Annotated in this window: 19 protein-coding genes, 1 pseudogene and 1 riboswitch; of the genes and pseudogenes, 7 read left to right on the top strand and 13 right to left on the bottom strand. The window is 66.3% G+C overall.

Annotated features, from left to right (window positions below; all coding sequences use genetic code 11):
- Positions 1–21: 21 nt before the first annotated feature.
- Positions 22–107: riboswitch (ZMP/ZTP riboswitch) on the bottom strand.
- Between the two features lie 96 nt (positions 108–203).
- Both ABIR17_RS10880 and ABIR17_RS10875 read right to left on the bottom strand, forming a co-directional pair.
- Positions 204–644: pseudogene (locus ABIR17_RS10880) on the bottom strand (isochorismatase family protein); the annotation flags it as partial.
- 19 nt (positions 645–663) lie between these two features.
- Positions 664–1878: an MFS transporter gene (locus tag ABIR17_RS10875; protein ID WP_348004416.1), complete on the bottom strand. Its 1215-nt coding sequence runs from the start codon at positions 1876–1878 to the stop codon at positions 664–666.
- Between the two features lie 193 nt (positions 1879–2071).
- On the opposite strand from ABIR17_RS10875, the gene ABIR17_RS10870 reads away from it, so the two are divergent.
- The 5 genes from ABIR17_RS10870 to ABIR17_RS10850 are packed head-to-tail and all read left to right on the top strand — an operon-like array spanning position 2072 to position 6238.
- Positions 2072–2485 carry a hypothetical protein gene (locus ABIR17_RS10870; RefSeq protein ID WP_348004415.1) on the top strand — a complete coding sequence of 138 codons (414 nt, stop codon included), beginning with the start codon at positions 2072–2074 and terminating at the stop codon, positions 2483–2485.
- Between the two features lie 21 nt (positions 2486–2506).
- On the top strand, positions 2507–3379 hold the full coding sequence (locus ABIR17_RS10865; RefSeq protein ID WP_348004414.1) for an FAD:protein FMN transferase: 873 nt from the start codon (positions 2507–2509) through the stop codon (positions 3377–3379).
- Positions 3376–4902 carry an oxidoreductase gene (locus tag ABIR17_RS10860; RefSeq protein WP_348004413.1) on the top strand — a complete coding sequence of 509 codons (1527 nt, stop codon included), beginning with the start codon at positions 3376–3378 and terminating at the stop codon, positions 4900–4902. The genes ABIR17_RS10865 and ABIR17_RS10860 overlap by 4 nt, the downstream gene beginning before the upstream one ends.
- Before the next feature lie 45 nt (positions 4903–4947).
- The gene (locus ABIR17_RS10855) at positions 4948–5547 is read left to right on the top strand and encodes a YdeI/OmpD-associated family protein (RefSeq protein ID WP_348004412.1); all 600 of its coding nucleotides are present in this window, start codon (positions 4948–4950) and stop codon (positions 5545–5547) included.
- A 40-nt stretch (positions 5548–5587) separates the two neighbouring features.
- A complete protein-coding gene (locus tag ABIR17_RS10850; RefSeq protein ID WP_348004411.1) occupies positions 5588–6238 on the top strand; it encodes an NUDIX domain-containing protein in 651 nt (216 codons plus the stop codon).
- Here ABIR17_RS10850 and ABIR17_RS10845 read toward each other — a convergent pair.
- Positions 6235–7449, bottom strand: coding sequence for an NADP-dependent isocitrate dehydrogenase (locus ABIR17_RS10845; RefSeq protein ID WP_348004410.1), 1215 nt, complete (start codon positions 7447–7449; stop codon positions 6235–6237). The two genes, ABIR17_RS10850 and ABIR17_RS10845, sit on opposite strands and share 4 nt — an antisense overlap.
- 126 nt (positions 7450–7575) lie before the next feature.
- Here ABIR17_RS10845 and ABIR17_RS10840 point away from each other — a divergent pair, with 126 nt between their 5' ends.
- Together ABIR17_RS10840 and ABIR17_RS10835 are read left to right on the top strand one after the other, a co-directional pair.
- Entirely contained in the window at positions 7576–8028 is a 453-nt protein-coding gene (locus ABIR17_RS10840; protein WP_348004409.1) for a GNAT family N-acetyltransferase, read from the top strand.
- A gap of 34 nt (positions 8029–8062) precedes the next feature.
- Positions 8063–8374 carry an MGMT family protein gene (locus ABIR17_RS10835; RefSeq protein WP_348004408.1) on the top strand — a complete coding sequence of 104 codons (312 nt, stop codon included), beginning with the start codon at positions 8063–8065 and terminating at the stop codon, positions 8372–8374.
- 28 nt (positions 8375–8402) lie between these two features.
- On the opposite strand, the gene ABIR17_RS10830 is transcribed toward ABIR17_RS10835, so the two are convergent.
- The 10 genes from ABIR17_RS10830 to ABIR17_RS10785 all read right to left on the bottom strand — a co-directional run bounded on the left by ABIR17_RS10830 (position 8403) and on the right by ABIR17_RS10785 (position 18888).
- On the bottom strand, positions 8403–10208 hold the full coding sequence (locus ABIR17_RS10830; protein WP_348004407.1) for an ABC transporter ATP-binding protein: 1806 nt from the start codon (positions 10206–10208) through the stop codon (positions 8403–8405).
- The gene (locus ABIR17_RS10825; RefSeq protein WP_348004406.1) at positions 10205–12013 is read right to left on the bottom strand and encodes an ABC transporter ATP-binding protein; all 1809 of its coding nucleotides are present in this window, start codon (positions 12011–12013) and stop codon (positions 10205–10207) included. Before ABIR17_RS10825 ends, ABIR17_RS10830 begins: the two co-directional genes overlap by 4 nt.
- Positions 12014–12063: 50 nt before the next feature.
- A complete protein-coding gene (locus ABIR17_RS10820; RefSeq protein WP_348004405.1) occupies positions 12064–13008 on the bottom strand; it encodes a hypothetical protein in 945 nt (314 codons plus the stop codon).
- A 125-nt stretch (positions 13009–13133) separates the two neighbouring features.
- Entirely contained in the window at positions 13134–13877 is a 744-nt protein-coding gene (locus ABIR17_RS10815) for a hypothetical protein (protein ID WP_348004404.1), read from the bottom strand.
- Entirely contained in the window at positions 13874–14863 is a 990-nt protein-coding gene (locus ABIR17_RS10810; protein ID WP_348004403.1) for a VWA domain-containing protein, read from the bottom strand. The genes ABIR17_RS10815 and ABIR17_RS10810 overlap by 4 nt, the downstream gene beginning before the upstream one ends.
- Positions 14860–15837 (bottom strand): VWA domain-containing protein, encoded by a 978-nt coding sequence (locus ABIR17_RS10805; RefSeq protein ID WP_348004402.1) that lies wholly within the window; start codon positions 15835–15837, stop codon positions 14860–14862. Before ABIR17_RS10805 ends, ABIR17_RS10810 begins: the two co-directional genes overlap by 4 nt.
- A complete protein-coding gene (locus ABIR17_RS10800; protein WP_348004401.1) occupies positions 15828–16301 on the bottom strand; it encodes a hypothetical protein in 474 nt (157 codons plus the stop codon). Before ABIR17_RS10800 ends, ABIR17_RS10805 begins: the two co-directional genes overlap by 10 nt.
- Complete coding sequence (locus tag ABIR17_RS10795) at positions 16288–17175, bottom strand: DUF58 domain-containing protein (RefSeq protein WP_348004400.1); 888 nt, start codon at positions 17173–17175, stop codon at positions 16288–16290. The genes ABIR17_RS10800 and ABIR17_RS10795 overlap by 14 nt, the downstream gene beginning before the upstream one ends.
- 10 nt (positions 17176–17185) lie before the next feature.
- Complete coding sequence (locus tag ABIR17_RS10790) at positions 17186–18175, bottom strand: MoxR family ATPase (RefSeq protein WP_348004399.1); 990 nt, start codon at positions 18173–18175, stop codon at positions 17186–17188.
- Positions 18176–18264: 89 nt separating this feature from the next.
- Positions 18265–18888, bottom strand: coding sequence for a DUF4232 domain-containing protein (locus ABIR17_RS10785; protein WP_348004398.1), 624 nt, complete (start codon positions 18886–18888; stop codon positions 18265–18267).
- Between the last annotated feature and the right edge of the window lie 4 nt (positions 18889–18892).

Raw genomic sequence — 18892 nt, 5'->3', positions numbered from 1 at the left:
CCTTTCAACGCAGGAGGCTATCGAGACGGCCCAGGCGTACGGCCGCGATCCTCTACTGCGTCGCTTCCTGATGGTGACCCATCCGAACGCCAGTCGCGACCCGCTGAGTCTAGCGCGGTGAGCATCTCCTCGACCGTGGTCAGCTCGATCAGCGGAGCGTACATCGCCATCGTCGTGAGTGCGCGCTCGTGGTCGGCCGCAGTTGGGGCGGCACAGGCGTCGGCCACCACTCGCACCCTGATGCCGGCATCGGCGGCCGCGAGCGCCGTCGAGATGACGCAGCAGTCGGTCGAGACGCCGGCCAGAACGATTTCGGATGCACCCCCGATCGCCGCAGCGAGCGCGGCATCCCACTTTCCGAAGGTCTCCCGAGTCTCGACGGGTCCGGCGCCGACGAAGCGTGCGTCGAGGGCGTACAGCTCATCAGTCGCGGGCACGAGCGCAAACGGCCAGACCGCGAAGTAGTCGGCCCAGGCGCCCTGCGGGTTCTCGGGAGCGACGTAGCGCGTGAATACCGTGCGACCACGGAATGCGGGCATCAGACGGGCAATTCCGGATGCCGCCCGCTCGTAGTCAGGGGCGGCCCAGGGGCTCGAGGGGTGCGCGAAGATCTTCTGGAGGTCGATGGCGACCAGCCACGGCATCCCGTTCGCGGTCATCGGTTCAGCCATGCGGACCATCCCCGGGGTGAGCGGCGATCCGCGCCCGATCGGTGCTCAGCACCCAGACGAGGCCGGCCGCGACCACGGCGGCGGCGACCCACGGGATGACGGCGATCCCCAACTGGTCGAGGACGACGCCGCCCAGCAGCGCTCCCAGGCCGATTGCGCTGTTGAACGCGGTGGTGACGACAGCGCCGCTGAGATCGCGGATCCGGGCCGAAGCGCTGTGCAGGGCGCGGGTGTGAAACATCGCCGGAAGGCCGCCGAAGGCGGCACCCCAGAGCATCATGACGATGATCGCCGGCACCAGACCCCTCGCCAAGAGTGCCGTGAGCACGATGCACACGACGAGGCTGACGGCCATGAGGTTGAGCACGAGGCGCGGGAAGCGGTCGCCGAATACGCCCGCGATCACCACACCAACACCGCCGGCGATCCCGTAGAACAGCAGCAGCAAGCTGACCAGATCGGCGGGCACTCCCGCCACGGCGATCGACCACGGAGCGATGTAGGTATAGAAGAGGTTGTGTCCCGTGGCGATGATCAAAACGGTGACCGCAACAATCGTCAGCGCGAACACCGATCGATCCTTCGCGGGAATGACGATCGAGCCGGTTACGGTGAACTGCTTCGGCACCCGGTGTTCGACGGGCGGCAAGAAGATGACCGTCAGAACGGCGAACAGCACGACGAGTGCCGCCATCGTTGCAAACGCCAGCCGCCAGCCGAGCGCGTGGCCGATCGCGGCGGTAAACGGGACCCCGAAGATGAAGGCGAACGCTCCCCCACCGGTCGTCACGGAGACGGCGCGAGCGAGTTGTCGCGGAGAAACGAGCAGGGCGATGTACGGGCTTGCGACCGCCCAGAACAGACCGTGCGCGAGCCCACCCAGGATGCGGGCGGCAGCAAGCAGCTCATAGGTCGGCGCCACGGCGGCGGCGACGTTCGCGATCGCGAAGACGCCGAGGAGCACGACCAATAGCCACTTGCGAGAAAACCGGCGGGTGAGCAGGGTGAGCGGCCCGGTGCTGATGACCACGGTGAACGCGAACAGCGAGACCAGAAGGCCCACGCGAGACTCGGAGACCTGAAGTCCTTCCGCAATGTCGGGAAGGAGACCGGTCGGCAAAAACTCGCTGGAGACCGAGACGAAAATCGCTCCCGCCAGGATCAGGAGGCGAAAGAGAGGGAAACGCTCGCCGGACGGCGCAGACATCGAGGTGAAAGCCTTCGATCGGGGTGGGACGTACGCCGCCCGCGGGAGCCCGAGGAGTGCCGCGCTCGATTCCACGATACTCGCGGCGACGCGACGCACGGCTTCTTCGGGATGCCGGGGAAACCTCCGCCGTCAGAAGATTCCCAGCACCGATTGCGACTGTCCGTGCCGGAATCATGTCAGGGTAGTTGTCATGTCGACTTCATCCCGCGTTGCTGCTCTCGGATTCGCCGGCCTCGGCCTCGCCGGAGCGTTGGCCGGATGCTCGGCCGGTACGCCCGCAGGCCCGGCCGTCGACACCTCGGCCGTCTACACCGACGGCACCTACACCGCCGATGGGTCGTATGTCGTGCCCAGCGGCACCGAATCGGTCACCGTCGAATTGACGCTCAAGGGCGACATCGTGACGAATGTCGTGGTCACCGGCCACGCAACTGACCCCCAGGCGATCCAACACCAGAGCGAGTTTGCGGGCGGGATCGCTGCGGTCGTCGTCGGCAAAGACATCGACACGCTCCAGGTGTCTCGGGTCGGCGGCTCGTCGTTCACCAGCATTGGGTTTAACAAGGCCCTCGCCGAGATCAAGGCCGACGCCGTCCAGTCCTGACCTCGCGTCGAGGTCGATCTGATGATCGTCGACCCGCTCCCGATCGCCTGGCAGTTCGAGGCCATTGGCACGGTCTGGCGCATCGATACCGCCGTGCCCCTCGGCGATGGGATGCGGCGGGCGGTCGAACAGCGCATCGCACGTTTCGACGCGGATTGGTCGCGATTTCGTGACGATTCACTCGTCGCTCGAATCGCGCGCGAGCCCGGCCACTACCGCCTCCCCGACGATGCGGGCCCCCTTCTTGACTGGTACCGCGAGCTCTACGTTGCGACCAACGGGCGGGTCTCGCCCCTCATCGGTCGCACGCTCGAAGCGCTCGGCTACGACGCGTCGTACCGCCTCCGGCCGGCCGACGACATCCCGTCCGTTCCCGCCTGGGACGACGCGGTTGCGTGGGACGGCACTTTCCTCGACACCGTGCGGCCGGTGATGCTCGATGTCGGGGCGGCAGGAAAGGGCTACCTCGTCGATCTGGTCAGCGACCTGTTGCTCGAGGGGGGCGTGGCCGAGCACATCGTCGATGCCAGTGGCGACCTGCGCACGCGCGGAGTACCGATGCGGATCGCACTCGAGAACCCGATCGACCCGACTAAGGCCGTTGGGATCGCCGAACTTGCTGACGGGGCGTTCTGCGCGAGCGCGGTCACCCGTCGCGCCTGGGGACCTGGCCTCCACCATGTCCTCGACGCGGTGACCGGCATCCCGGTCGCCACCGTGCTCGCAACCTGGGTGATCGCCCCGACCGCGCTGTTGGCCGACGGTCTGGCGACGGCACTGTTCTTCGAACCCGCGCCCGAACTCATTGAGCGGCACGGCACGGCTTTCGCCAGAATGTTCCACGACGGTCGCATCGAGGCGTCCGACAACTTCCCCGGGGAGATGTTCGCATGATCGCACGGCTCGACACCCTGCTCGGCAAGATGACGATGTACCGGCAGGTCGTCTACACGCTGGCTGTCCTGCAACTTCTCGCCGTCCTGTTCTCGGCGCTCGGCCTGATCGGTACGGGCGGGCCACTCGAAATGGTCGTGTCGTTTGCCGTGCTGTTCGTCGCGACGACGCTCATCAACCGGCTCTTCGCCGCCATCTTCCGAATGCGCGCGCACAACCTGTCGACCTTGATCACGGCGCAAATCCTGTTCTTCCTACTCGCTCCCCCCCACCTGGACCAGCCGCTGCGCCTCGTCGCGTTGGCCGTCGCCGGTGCGATCGCCGTCGCGAGCAAGTACCTTCTCGCCATCCGAGGGCGCCATCTCGTCAACCCGGCGGCTTTCGGCACGTTGGTCATCGTGGCGCTCAGCGCGGTGGTCCCGGCCTGGCGCACCACCACCTGGTGGATCGCCACCGACTGGATGCTGCCATTCGTTGTCGTCGGCGGCATCCTCATCCTGTTCCGCACTCGACGTCTGCCGATGGGTGGCGTGTTCGTCGCCGCCGCGACGGTCGCCGGACTCGCCTACTACGTCATCCTCGGTGCTCCGCTTCTCGACTCGGTGCGGTTTGTGCTGGTCACGTCGCCGATCCTGTTTCTCGGCGGTTTCATGCTCAGTGAGCCACTCACCCTCCCCCCGCGTCGCTGGCAGCAGCTCGGGTACGCGGTCGTTGTCGGCGTGCTGATGTGGGGAACCTCCTGGATTCCGGTGGTCGGAAATCATCCCGAGTTCGCCCTCCTGGTCGCCAACGTTCTCGCGTTCCTGGTCGGCCAGCGCCGCGGCATCCGCCTCGTCTTCGCGGGCAAACGTCAGCTCAGCCCGACGTCGTGGGAGTTCGACTTCACCCCCGAGAAGCCGGTCACTTTCCGTCCCGGCCAATTCATGGAACTGACCCTGCCGCACGCGGGGAGCGACTCTCGCGGCTGGCGTCGCGTGTTCAGCATCGCGTCGGCTCCGGGCGGTCAGGTGCGCTTCGGCATCCGGTTGCCCGAGAAGTCGAGCAGTTTCAAGCGCGCGCTTCTCGACCTCGCGCCCGGATCGCAGGTGTCGGCGACGGCTGTCGGCGGCGACTTCCTGCTGCCGGCCGTCCCGAAGACGCCGCTGTTGCTCGTCGCGGGCGGGATTGGCATCACCCCGTTCATCGGATCCCTGGAGCAGGCGGCCGTCGAGAAGGGCTTGCGAGACATCGTCGTCGTCTACGCGATCTCGTCGACGGATGATCTCGCCTACGTCGACCGCCTCACCGGTGCCGGGTGCCGCGTCATCCTGGCGTCGCCCGAGAAGCCGGCCGAGCTGCCTGCTGGCTGGACCTGGATCGGTCCGGGGCGAGTGACGGGTGAGTCGCTGCTGGCCGCGGTTCCGGATGCGGTGAAACGCGAAGCATTCCTCTCCGGGCCGCCGACGATGGTCGCTGACCTTCGCCGAGCACTGCGTCAGTCCGGCGTACACCGGGTGCACACCGACGTTTTCGTCGGCTACTGAGCGCGCGGTCGTAACTGGGTCGGAGGCTGCTCGTAGGCTCGACGCATGGTGAGTTTCGCCGACAAGCCGATCCACGACTTCACCCTCGCGCAGTGGGAGACGTTCCTCACGAGCGATCCGTCGGCTGACGGCATTCGGCTGAAGCTCCGAAAGAAGTCGTCGTCGGCACCGGGCATCACCTGGCAGGAAGCACTCGACGTCGCCCTCTGCCACGGCTGGATCGACGGCCAGGCCGGTCGGTTCGATGACGACTACACCCTGCAGGCGTTCACTCCGCGGCGCAAGAACAGCCCGTGGTCGCAGATCAACCGCGAGCACGTCGCGCGACTGATCGACGAGGGTCGCATGCGGCCGGGAGGGCTGGCCGAGGTCGAGCGGGCCCAGGCCGACGGCCGATGGGATGCCGCCTATCGGCAGAAAGACGCCGTCGCGCCCGACGATCTGCGGGCTGCGCTCGACGCGAGCCCCGACGCCGCCGCCTTCTTCGCCGCGATGTCAGCGATCGAACGATTCCGCGTCATCTTTCGGATCGGAAATATCAAGACCCCCGCCGTGCGCGCCGCCCGCATCGCCGACGTCGTCGAGAAGGCGGCTCGCGGCGAGCACCACTATCGCGAGCCCGGTTCGACCCCGCCGCCTTTGTAGGCTCGCACTACGTAGTGCTGGCACTTCGTAGGCTGGGCCCATGCGCGGAGCCCACGAACCCGATCACCGCGGCCGCAGCAACCTGCACCTCACCGGACTCGGCCTCGACCGAAATCCGGATGTCGTGGTCGACGAGGTCGAACTGGTTGCGGCGGCCTGGCACGTTCTGCGCACCACCCGGTACCGGATGCGCGCGCCCGACGGTTCGTGGGAGTCGCACCAGTCGGAAACCTATGACCGCGGCAACGGCGCCACGATCCTGCTGTACGACCCGGATCGTCGAACGGTGCTGCTGACCCGGCAGTTTCGCTACCCGGTCTACGTCAACGGCCACCCCGACGGGATGCTCATCGAAACGGCGGCCGGGCTACTCGACGCCGACGATCCCGAAACCGCGATCCGGCGCGAAGCGATCGAGGAGACCGGTCACGAGGTGGGCGACCTTGAGCACGTCTTCGATGTCTACATGAGCCCCGGCTCGGTGACCGAGCGCATCCACTTCTATGCGGCGCGGTATTCATCCGAAACGGCGAAGCATCTCGGTGGCGGGCTCGTCGAGGAGGGTGAGCGCATCGACCTGGTCGAACTCGCCTTCGACGACGCGCTCGCCCGCATCGGGGATGACATCGTCGATGCCAAGACGATCATGCTGCTGCAGTGGGCCGCGCTGAACGGCCCGTTCAGCGACTAGCCCAGTTTGGCTTTCAGGTTGTCGTCGATCGCCTCGAGGAAGCCTTCGGTCGTCAGATACGCCTGCTCGGCAGAGACCAGCGACGCGAGGTCCTTGGTCATCTTGCCGCTCTCGACGGTCTCGATCACGACATCCTCGAGGGTCTGCGCGAAGTCGATGAGGGCCTGGTTGCCGTCCAACTTGCCGCGGTGCATGAGCCCCCGTGTCCAGGCGTAGATCGAGGCGATCGGGTTCGTCGAGGTGGGCTTGCCCTGCTGGTGCAGGCGGAAGTGCCGGGTGACGGTGCCGTGTGCCGCCTCCGCCTCGACGATCTTGCCGTCAGGAGTCGTCAGAACCGAGGTCATCAGGCCGAGCGACCCGTAGCCCTGGGCGACGGTGTCACTCTGCACGTCGCCGTCGTAGTTCTTGGTCGCCCAGATGTAGCCGCCCTCCCACTTGAGCGCCGAGGCGACCATGTCGTCGATCAGGCGGTGCTCGTAGGTCAGGCCGCGCTTGTCGTATTCGGCCTTGAATTCGGCCTCGAAGATCTCTTGGAAGATGTCCTTGAACCGGCCGTCGTAGGCCTTCAGGATCGTGTTCTTCGTCGACAGGTAGACCGGGTAGTTGCGAGCCAAGCCGTAGTTGAAGGTGGCGTGCGCGAAGTCGCGGATGCTGGCATCCAGGTTGTACATCGCCATCGCGACACCGTCCCCCGGAGCCTGGAAGACCTCGAAGCTCTGCGCTTCGCTGCCGTCCTCCGGCTGGAACGAAATGGTGAGCGTGCCCTTGCCGTGGAAGCGGAAGTCGGTCGCGCGGTACTGATCGCCGAACGCGTGGCGGCCGACGATGATCGGCTTGTTCCAGCCCGGCACCAGGCGCGGGATGTTGGAGATGATGATCGGCTCGCGGAAGATCACGCCGCCCAGGATGTTGCGGATCGTGCCGTTCGGGCTCTTCCACATCTTCTTGAGGCCGAACTCTTCGACGCGCGCCTCGTCGGGCGTGATCGTCGCGCACTTCACGCCAACACCGTGCTTCTGGATGGCGTGGGCCGCGTCGATCGTGATCTGGTCGTCGGTCGCATCCCGACTCTCGATGCCGAGGTCGTAGTACTCGAGGGTCAGGTCGAGGTAGGGGTGGATGAGGCGGTCCTTGATGAACTGCCAGATGATGCGTGTCATCTCGTCGCCGTCGAGTTCGACGACGGTTCCTTCGACCTTGATCTTCTCCACAATGCCCTCTTCTCGCACAGCCCGACTGGCCGCGGACCAGCCTACCGGTTCTCCGAAGTATCTCGACATCAAGATACCTAAAGGGAAAGCTCGGCACCGTCATCCCTCCGGGTTACCCTGGGACGCATGGCCGAGCTGCGCATTGAAGAGCTGACCGCGGAAACAATCTCGGCGGCGAACAAGCTGACCCTGAAGCCCGGGCAGCAGGTCTTCGTCGAGCCCGCCACCTACACGAGCGCCGAACAGCATCTCGACCCGTCGGGCTCCTGGCCCCGAGTGATTCGCAACGGTGACCATGTCGTCGGGTATGTGATGGGTGCTTTCGATCCCGATGCCTCCGAGGAATGGCTGCGCGCTGCGCTGTGGCGGATCACCGTCGCGGCCTCCGCGCAGGGTTTGGGAGTTGGACGCTTCGCCATCGAGGCGTTTGCGGACGAGGCCCGCAAGCGTGGCTTCGAGCAGGTCACGGTCGTCTGGGCCCCTGGCGAAGATGGCCCGGATGCTTTCTTCCGCGCCGTTGGTTTCGAAGAGGTCGGCGAGACCCCGTTCGGCGAGACTCTCGGCGCGCTGAAACTCTGACTTCGAAACACTGAACTCGAAGCCCTGACATTCGGTGAGACCAGTCGCACCGGAGTTCGTGGAGGCGGTCCTCGACGTGGTCGCCGCCATCCCGCCCGGCTCGGTGATGACCTATGGGGATATCGCCGCAGTTCTCGGCTCCCGCGCCGCGCGTGCTGTCGGCAACGTGATGGCGGGCTTCGGGTCGCAGGTTCCGTGGTGGCGCGTGATCCGCGCCTCGGGGCATCCGGCGATCGGCCACGAAGACCGGGCTCTCGCACACTTCCGCGCCGAAGGCACGCCCCTCATTGAGACGGTTGACGGCTACCGGGTCGACCTTCGTCGTGCCCGACACCATCCCGAATAGACCCGCAGCGCCCGGCAGAGATCGTCGGCTAGACCAAACTGTCGCGCCAGGCCGCGTGCAGTTTCGCGAAACGGCCGGTGCCGGCGATCAGATCGGCGGGCGTGCCGTCTTCGACGATGCGTCCCTTCTCCATCACGAGCACGCGATCGGCGATCGACACGGTCGAGAGCCGGTGGGCGATGATGATCGCCGTACGGTCGGCCAGCAGGGTCGTAAGACCCTCCTGCACGAGGCGTTCACTCGGGATGTCGAGGGATGCTGTCGCCTCGTCGAGGATGAGCACGGCCGGGTTGGCGAGAAATGCACGCGCAAACGACAGCAACTGTCGCTGTCCGGCGGAGACCCGGCCGCCGCGCTTGTTTACGTCGGTGTCGTAGCCATCCGGAAGCTTCTCGATGAAGACGTCAGCGCCGACGGCTCGCGCCGCCGCACGGATCTCGTCGCGCGTCGCCTCCGGCTTGCCGAGCGCGATGTTCTCGGCGACCGATCCGCTGAACAGGTAAGCCTCCTGCGTGACCATGACGATCGCACGACGGAGGTCTTTCGGGTGCACCCGACGCAGGTCGATGCCGTCGAGGGTGACCGCACCGCTCGTCGGGTCGTAGAACCGGGCAAGCAACTTGGCAAGCGTCGACTTTCCGGCCCCGGTCGTACCGACCAACGCGACCGTCTGCCCAGCGGGGATGTGCAACGAGAAGTCCGGCAGGATGATGCGATCGTCGCGGTAGGCGAAGCGCACGTCATCGAAGTCGACCGCACCTTTCGCATCCCAGAGATCGACCGGATCGCTCGGATCGGGCACGCTGGGCTGCTCGTCGAGAACGCCGGAGATCTTCTCGAGCGCAGCCGCGGCCGACTGGTAGGAGTTGTAGAACATCGCCATCTCCTCCATCGGATCGAAGAAGCGACGGGTGTAGAGCAGAACGGCCAGCAGCGACCCGATCTCGAGACCGCCATCGATCACCCGGAATCCGCCGACGAGCAGGACGACGGCGACGGCGGCGTTTCCGATCAGAATGAGTCCCGGGTCGAAGAAGCCGAACAACTTGATGACCTTGGCGTTGGCATCCCGGTAGTCCTCGACGAGTCCGCCGAACTCTGTGTCGTTGCGGCTCTCGGTGCGGAACGCCTTGACGGCCCGGATGCCGGTCATCGTCTCGACGAACTTGACGATCACCCGGGCGGAGACGGTGCGCGTCAACCGGAAGCCCTGCTGCGACCGCTTTTGGAACCATCGGGTGAGGAACGCGAGCGGGATGAGCGCCCCGGCGATCACGAGCCCGCTCACCGGGTCGAACGCGACGAGGGCGACCGCAACGAACGTCATGTAGAGCACGCCGCGCACGAGCCCGTTGAGACCTGAGTCGAGAAGCTCGCGGATCGACTCGAGGTCGCTGGTCTGCCGCGCGATGATGCGCCCCGACGTGTAGCTCTCGTGGAACTCGAGGCTGAGCCGCTGCGCATGCAGGAAGACACGTCGGCGCAGGTCGAACAGAATCTCTTGGCTCACCCGCGCCGAGAGCATCGTGTACCAGGCGATCAGTACCGCCCCGACGATCCCGGCGACGAGGTACGCGACGACGCCGATCCCGAGGGGCAGGAGGTCACCCTTCAGCGCGGCGGGCAGCCCTTGGTTGATCCCGTACGCGATGAGCGCGGGTCCCGCGACCTGGCTCGCCGTGCTGATGACGACCACGATCAAGGTCACTGCGATCCGGGCCCGCAGCGGACGCAACAGCGACCCGAGCAGGCGAATCGAGCGCGCGCGGATCAGCTTGCTTTCAGCGCGCGAATAGTCGGTTCGCTCTTCGCCTTCGACTCCGCTGACGCTCACTTCTCTACCTCCCGCCGGTTGTCGGGTTCGAGGGATGAGATCACGTAGCGATAGTGCTCATTCGTCGCGAGCAACTCGGAGTGCGTTCCGACGGCGGTCACGCGACCGTCTTGCAGCAGAGCCACCCGGTCGGCGAGCTGCACGGTCGACGGCCGGTGGGCAACGATCAGCGCGGTCGTGGTGGCGAGTACCCGGCGCAGCGCCGCTTCGACCCGTGCCTCGGTGTCGACGTCGAGTGCCGAGAGCGGATCGTCGAGCACCAGTACCGCGGGACTGGCCGCGACCGCCCTCGCGAGAGCGAGCCGCTGTCGCTGTCCGCCCGAGAGGGAAAGTCCCTCCTCACCGACCGTCGTGTTCTCGCCGTCGGGCAGTTCGGCGACGAATTCGGCCTGCGCGATATCGAGCGCTTCGGCAAGAACTCGATCCCCTTCGGGTGAGGGCTCGGTCAATTCGGGGCGACCGAGCAACACGTTCTGCCGCACCGATGCCGAGAACAGGGTCGCGTCTTCGAATGCCATCGCGATGCGGCGACGTAGCTCTTCGCGAGTCAGATCCCGGATGTCGACCCCGTCGAGTTTGATCGCCCCACCCGTCACGTCGTAGAGCCGGGTGGTGAGAGCGGTCAGCGTCGTCTTGCCCGACCCGGTCAGGCCGACGAGCGCCATCGTTTCGCCGGGCTCGAGCACGAGGTCGACTCCGTCGACAAGATCGGGGCTGGATGCTGCCGTGTCGGGGTAGCGGAAGTGCACGCCTTCAAACGAGAGCCGGCCTTGGGGCTCGCGGATGGTGAGGGGGTTCTCGGGGTCGACGATCGGGTTGGGTTCGTCGAGTACCTCAAACAACCGGTCGACGGCGGTGCGGGTGTCGAAGGTCATCGAGAGCAGGAAGCCGATCGACTCGATCGGGAACCGCAAAACCGTGGCCGTTGCGAAGAACGCGACCAGCGCTCCGCCGGTCATCTGATCGTGTGCGACGAGCCACACGCCGGCTCCGAGGCACAGCGCGAAGGCGACATCCGGAACCAACAACAACCACAGCCAGATATTTGCGATCGCACGGGCTTTGTCGAGTTCGGTACCGCGCAACTCGTCGGCCTGACGCGTGAATTTCTCGAGCGAATACTTGCCACGACCGAACGCTTTGAGAACTCGGATGCCGTGCACGCTCTCTTCGACGGCGGTGGCGAGATCACCCTGCTGGTCTTGCGAGCGCCGCGCGACGACCGAGTACTTCTGCTCGAACACGTAGCCGTAGATCCAGAGCGGGATCGAGCAGACCAGGAAGATGAGCGCGAGGATCCAGTTCCAGAAGAACAGCACGACCGCGCCGACGGCGATCATGACGAAGTTCACGACCAGCAGGACGATGCCGAACGCGAGCCAACGGCGGATCAACCCGAGATCGCTCATCGCGCGGGAGAGCAGCTGCCCGCTCTGCCACTTGTCGTGAAACGAGACCGGCAAATCTTGCAGCCTCGCGTAGAGCGTCCTGCGCATCGCGGCCTCAACGTGAGTACCCGGGGTCAGCACGAAGAACCGGCGAGCCAGGATGAAGGCAGCCTCGAGCACACCGAGTACGAGCACGATGATCGCGGCGGGCCAGATCTGCGATCCGTCGCCGCTCGACAACGGACCGTCGACGAGCGCCTGCAGCACGAGCGGAAGCCCAAGTGCGACGAGACCGGCGAGCAGCGCCGCGACCATCCCGAGCGCGATTCGTGGCAGGGCGGAACGCACGAACGGCAGCAACCTCAAGAGGGTGCGCGCGGTTCCGTGGCGAGGGGTGCGGGGCGTGGACTCTGACATGGCGAGAAGTGCCGCCCCCGTCCCCGGGGGCAGCCCTCCAGCTTAGACGGTTAGTAGTCCTTCATGCGCTGCTGAAACTCCTCGACGTCGGTCTCGCTGAGAACGGCGTGCACGAGCACATCGATCTGCAATCCCTCGATCGGTTCGCTGCTGCCGGCGACCTGTGCCTCCCGTGCTGCGCGGAAAGTGCCGTCGTCGTCATGAGTCAGGTCGGAGATATCGGCATAGAAGGCGATCGGATCCGGCTCGTTGTCGCTGTACCACGACCACAGGGGCTGCGTTCGGGGGTTGGTGCTGCCGTAGAGGCGTTCGATGTAGGCCGGGTCGAAACCGCTCGACGGTTCGTTGAACGCCACCGCTCCCCGGAATCCGGAGTCCTGAAGCACCTCGTCAATCGTGTTCATCACTTTGAGCTTGAGGGCGTAGTCGGTAATCGGAACCGTCGTTGCCCAGGTTCCCGAGCGGTACTGCACGAGCATTGACTCGCCGCCGTAGCCATTGCGCTCCTTGCGGGTGGTGCCTGCGATCCCCTGCACCCACTGGAACCCGAAGTCGCGGGTCAGCCGAGCCCGGATCGCGGCCATCAGCTCGTCGCCCGCGGCCACAGCATCCTCGAGTGACATGCGCTCAAGGATCTCGTTTTCGCTCTGGCCCTTGATTCCCGGGTACGCGGCCCAGTGTTGATCCTCCGGGTCGACGGTCGCCCCAGCAACAGCATCCGGGCCGGGATGAGCGCCGATAGCGCTCGCGGCGCCGATCGTGCCCACATTGACCAGCAACACGATCGCGAGCGCGATCGAGCCGAGGGCTCGTCCGCGTCGGTCGGTGAGCGCTGCCACGACGGCGATCACTACTCCGAGCTGGAAGGCGAGCGTCACGACGCCATAGATCGCCTGCGTCGCCCCAGCCGCCCACATGCACAGCAGCACGAGGGCGAGCAATGCGGCAGCGCCGAGTGCGATCCAGCTCAGGGTGCTCGGCGGACGCCTCACCACGGGAGAAGGGTCGAGAGGCGGCTGGAGGGGCGACACTCGTCGCGCCGCGCGGTATCCCCCGGGCGGCGGCGAAGGGGGCGCGCCCTCCGATCCCCCCGAGTACTGGTTTCGGTCACCCCGAGTGCTCACCATGGACGATCCGTCCCGGACCCGCCGTCACCCTGTTGACCATCGAGGTAGTCGTCGCGCTCGTCTGTTCCCTGCTGGAGCTGCTCCTCGATGTTGGAGATCTGCCCGTCATCGGGGGTCGGCGGCGGCGGGGTCTCGTCCGGCGGCGGCGATTGATTGGTGCCACTGCCATCCGCGAGTTTTTCGCGGAGCCGCCGCTCCTCCTCCGTCATTGTGTCTTCCATGTTTTGGGTGGGATCAGGCGATACGGCGTCCGCTTCAGGCGTTGGGCATCCCTCGGGGCCCTCCAACATCACGAGAAGCGCCTGCTGCCAGGCCGCACTGGCCGCTGCGCGATCACCCGCGGTCGCCGCCGCGTCGCCGATTCGTTCGATCACGATCGCCAGGTTCACGCGCACGGCACACTGTTCCAACCCGTGCGCAAGCCCGAGCGATTCCTCGAATGCCGCGCGAGCACCCGTCAAGTCACCAGAACCGGTGAGACCCACTCCGACATTGAACGGTGCCTTGTACGGTTCGAAGAAGTTGAGCGGTTCCTGCCATCGCGCTGCCTGCACGGTTCCCGCGTAGTCGCCTGCCGCGTAGGCCGCAGCCGACTGGTAAGCGAAGGCGTACATGCTGAGCACTTTCACGCCGAGCAGCAGAACGAGAACGAGGATCGGGGTGGCGGCGATCATGGCCACCCGTCGCGCCAGGCGTCGACGGCGGTTAGCGCGCAGGACGGTCGTCGGCTCAGTCACGCGTCCCCCTTCGATCGGGTCCGCGACGGCACCCGCGCCGTGGTGACCAGCAGTGTCATCGCGCGAGCGAGTTCGACGGCCAGGAGGGCGGCAATCACGAGCGCGACGATCCAACTGAATTCCGCAACGGTTTGGGTCGATCCATCCGCTGTCGTCGTCGTGGCCGGAATATCCGGGAGATCCACCGCCTCGCCTGCCGTTCGCTCTTGGTACGTCACGCCGAGATCATCCGCGATGGTGTTCAGGTTCGCGGGATCGATCGTGGAGAGCGCTTGCTCACCCTGATAGGTGATGTAGGGGCCCGGGCCATTCCCGAGCGACGTGGTGCGCATGGGACCCCCGGCAGCGGTGCCGTAGCCGAGCACGGCACCCCCGGAGATCAGGTCGGCGCTGCCATCGAATGACTCGACCGCCCCGGACGACGTCTGTTCTCCGTCACCTAAATAGAACGCCAGTCGGATGCGTTCGGGCGTGAGTTTCTTGGCGGCCTGGAGGGTGTCTTCGAGAAGAGGTGCGGCAACACCGACCGAGCTGCCTCGGGAGTTCGCGGTGACTTCGGGCCGCAACACCGACACCGACGAAACGATCGCCGTCGAGTCGGTCGTCAGCGGCACGCGCACCACGGCGTCCGCGTCGAAGGTGATCACGCAGAAGCGCGCGCCGGGATAGCGGTTGACGATGTCTTGAACGTCGGCACGGACGCCGTCGATGCGCGGATTGTCGCCGTTCCAATCCTCGGCGACGATGCTCGCCGTCGTGTCGATCACGAACACGACGTCGACCTCGGTCGCGAGCGTTTGGGATTCGCCGCCCGGGACACCGGGGCGCAGCAAGAGGAGGCCGCAGGCGAACACCAGCAGGATGCGACTGACCCAGATCAGGCGAGTTCCACCGCGGCTGCGGACCAACCTCCACACTGCGGCTGCCGCGACCGCCAGCACGATCAGGACGACGAGCACGGCGGGAATGACGGGTTGGAAAATCATGTGCGTGCCCTCCAGCCGACGAGTACGAGGGCAAGCGCGGCGACCGCGAGCACCGCGAGCCAGGGTCCCGGTGCGTCGACGCGCACGATGCGGGGCTCACCCTCCAACATCGTCGCGTCTTCGGCCTGCACCTCGGCGACGACGCTCTCGACGGTGGTCGCATCGTGCAGGCTGAAGTACCCGCCCCCGGTCTGGATGCTCGCCTGCTGCAGGGCGAGACCTGTCGCCGATCCCGCCGTCGCGGGGTCAATCGCGAACACGCGCACGCCGAGCGAATGAGCGTAGGCGGCCGACTCCGCAAGGGTGATCGTCTCGGCGCCGTTCACCTCGTTGTCAGTAGCCAGGATGATCGAGCGTGCGCGGTCGGCATCCGGGTGGTCAAAGCCGAGGGCGCACGCCGCGAGCCCGTCGCCGACGAGCGAAGCGCCCGCGCCGTTGAGAGTGCCCACCCAGTGCTCGGGGGTGCCACTGTCGAGGTAATCGAGACTGTCCCCCATCCGGTCGAGCTGGTCGAGGATGAAGTCGTAATCGTCGGTGAGCGGAAAGATCTGTACCGGCGAGCTGTTGAAGATCACCAACCCGACGCGCTCTCCTTTGAAGTCCTTGGCGAGCCGCGAGAACACGTCGACGACCTCCCCGTCGACATCCGTCATCGAGCCCGACACATCGAGGCACAGCATGATGTCGCGGCTGAGCGTTTCGGGCTGGATGACGTGTTCCGCCATCGGGCGGGCAGCGACGACAGCTGCCGCCGCGATGGCGGTCGTTGCCAGAAGCAGGGCTCCCGTGATCGCGACGACCCGGGTTCGGGTGGCGCGCGCGACACTCGGAAGGGCGCGCACCCGTTCGGCACCGACGATCATGCTCCCGGAGGTCCGACGTCGACCTCGCAGCGCAAACAGGAGGCCGATCACGAGGGCCGCAGCCCCGAGGGCGGCGACGACGATTCCCAGCCAGGGAGTTTCTAGTGCCACGTGTGCACGACCTGCCGTGCGGCCTCGGCTCCGAGGGCCGGATCGAGCGGTGCCTCCCGGCGGAACTCGCTGGGATAGGCAAAGCGCCGAAGCGCGTCAACGAGTTCCGGTTGTGCGCCGCGCGCGACGAGGTCCTGCAGGGTCAGCACCGGTGCCTCGAGCCCGCTGTACTCGTTGACGAACGCCCGCATGAGTCGACTGAACTCGGCGTGAGCACGTCGAGCGTCGAGTTGGCCGACCGCGGCTTGCTGCTCGACCTCGTCGATTTGGGTCTGGTATTCCGCCCGCAACTGGGCAAGGACAGCGGTGGGATCGGCCGACGGCATCGTGTTGAGTCGGCGGGGTTGGGTCAGCGCTCTCACGAGCAGCCCGACGAGGATCGCCGCGACGACGACAGCGAATGTGAGCAGCAGCCAGGCTGCCCCGTATTGGGCAGGCGGGTAGAGCAGATCATCGTCGGGCATGTGCCCTCCGATTCAGCATCCGCAGCAGGTCGTCAACGACAGAGTCTTGCCCGACGATCATGGCGTGAGTGACTTCGAGGCGATCCAGCAGCGACTGGCGACGGGCATCGGCTTCGGCCCGCTGCGCATTGAACTCGGCGACGATCTCGGCACTGCCCTGAAGAAAGTCGGGAACCGTCCATCCCGAGTTGGCGTCGCGACGGGCGCGGACGGGAGGCTTGAGAAGTACGGGGTCGGCATCCCGCAGCGTCAGCCAGACGACATCGTGTTGCACCCGCAGCCGTCGAAGGTCGCGTTCACTGGCTTCGCTGATCGGCACGTCGTCAGAGATGACGACGATGATCATGCGCCGCGCGACCGTCTGCACAACGGCGCGCAGCAGCATGTCTCGGGGAGCGGCGTCGGTGGCGGCGTCGAGCGCCGTATCGAGAGAACGCAGCATCACCTCGACTCCCCCTTCCGAACGGCGGGACGCCAGTCGGCGAGCGCGGCCATCCTGCGCGTACATCAGCGTGACGTCGTCGCCGTGCTTCACCGCGAGAGACGCCAACGCCCCAACAGTGAGGATCGCGAGGTCTCGTTTGCTTCCCTCGTCGTGGGCGAGCGCGCGCATCCCGACTCCGCTGTCGACCACGAACAGAATCGTGTGACGGCGCTCGGCGTACGAGCGCTTCACCATCGGCTCGCCCGTGCGCGCCGTCGCCCGCCAGTCGATGTCGCGCACCTCGTCGCCCATCTCGTACGCCCGCAGGTCCTCGAAATCCAGGCTGCGACCGCGCACGAGCGAGGCGTATCCGCCGTCGAGCGGATGCATCGACTTGAGGGTCGATGCGATGAAGAGTTTGCTCTTCACGCGGGCGAGAATGCTGGCCATCGGATGCCGGTCAGGGCGTCGGTACCGCGCCGAAGACCGCGTCGATGATGTCCTCGCTGCGCACGCCTTCGGCTTCTGCTTCATAGCTCAGCAGCACCCGGTGCCTCAGGACGACGTGTCGCAGGGTCGAAATGTCGTCGGGCAGGACGTGGTCCCGGCCGTTCAGGAGCGCGTAGGCCCGCGCGGCGCGTACGAACGCGATCGAGGCTCGGGGGCTCGCCCCGTACCTGATCAACCGCGCCCGCTCGGCACCGATGTACTCCGTCGGGTTGCGGGTGACGTACGCGAGTCCGACGATGTACTTGCGCAGATCGGGCGACACATAGATCTGCTCCGCGACGTCTTGCAGCAGTCGCACATCGGCGACCGACGCGACCTTTTCGGCGTGGTTCTGCGGCGCGAGCACTCCCGAGTCGAGGCGATCGAGGATCTCGATCTCCTCCTCAGGGCTCGGGTACTGCAGGATCTCTTTGAGCAGGAAGCGGTCCATCTGCGCCTCGGGAAGCTCGTAGGTACCCTCTTGCTCGATCGGGTTCTGCGTCGCAATGACCAGGAACGGATCGGGCAGCAGGTGCGTCTCGCCGCCGATCGTTGTCTGCCGCTCCTGCATCGCTTCGAGCATCGCGCTCTGGGCTTTCGCGCTCGAGCGGTTGATCTCATCGAGCAGCACGATGTTGGCGTGCACGGGCCCGAGCACGGTGCGGAACTTGCCGGTCTGGGCCTCGTAGATCTGGGTGCCCGTGATGTCGCTCGGAAGCAGGTCGGCCGTGCACTGGATGCGCTTGAAGGAGGCGTCGATTGTGTCAGCCAGGGTGCTCGCGGCGGTGGTCTTCGCGAGGCCCGGGACGCTCTCCAGCAGCACGTGACCGCCGGCGATCAGCGCGACGAGCAGACTCGTGCGCAGGCGGTCTTGCCCCACGATCCGCTGCGAGTACGCGCCGGAAATCTGCGCGATGATCTCCCGCGCCTGGTCCATATGGTCGACTGCGTTCTGGGCCATAGGTGAAGACCTTCTGTTGAAATCGCGTGAGTGAAGCCTTAGGTGAGCACTTTTCACGCCCGGCGATCAACCCTAACGGACCCGTGGTGCTACTCCGCGGCGATGCCACCCACAACCAGCAGTGAGACGTCGTTCGAGCACCCTTCGAGGCCCTCGGCCGTCGCCTGCATCGCATTCGTGTCGATGTCAAAGCCCACCCCGGGTGGTGAGACCGCGAAATAGTAGGTGTCGACAATCGCGCAGCCGTCGACGATGCCCGCTTCGGTGATGGTGAGGTTCGCCACCGCCGTGTCATTCAGACCGAGCGTGACGGGGGAACCGGGGTCCGAGCTGTCGTTCGATGCCGGAGCGCCCATTCCGCCGGCCGTGTCGGGCTGCCCGAAATAGACCGTCGGATAGCCGCTCAGCGTGCACGGGGTGTCGAGGTGGTTTTGGAAGGTCAGGATGCCGTGGAGGTGACCGGCGGTGCCATCTGTCGCGGTGTAGGTCGCAATGAGCGAATCGCGCGTGCAGGGAGCACCAGCGACGGGCGCGCCCGAGGCCGCGCCACTGGGACTCGGTGACGCGGAGGCGCTCGCGGCGCCGCTCGGGGAGGAGGAAGGCACGCCGGCGCCTGCGCCCGGGACGCATGCGGCGAGCGCGGCCACCACGATCAGGGCGCCGACCACGGGCAGCGCGCGACGAACCGGGAAACGGTGAGGAATCTGAGGCATGCCC

Origin of the sequence: Pseudolysinimonas sp. (assembly GCF_039912695.1) — a bacterium.
Lineage (GTDB): Bacteria > Actinomycetota > Actinomycetes > Actinomycetales > Microbacteriaceae > Pseudolysinimonas_A.
The sequence above is the reverse complement of the archived record's forward strand: the minus strand, read 5'-3'. Positions and strand labels throughout refer to the sequence as shown.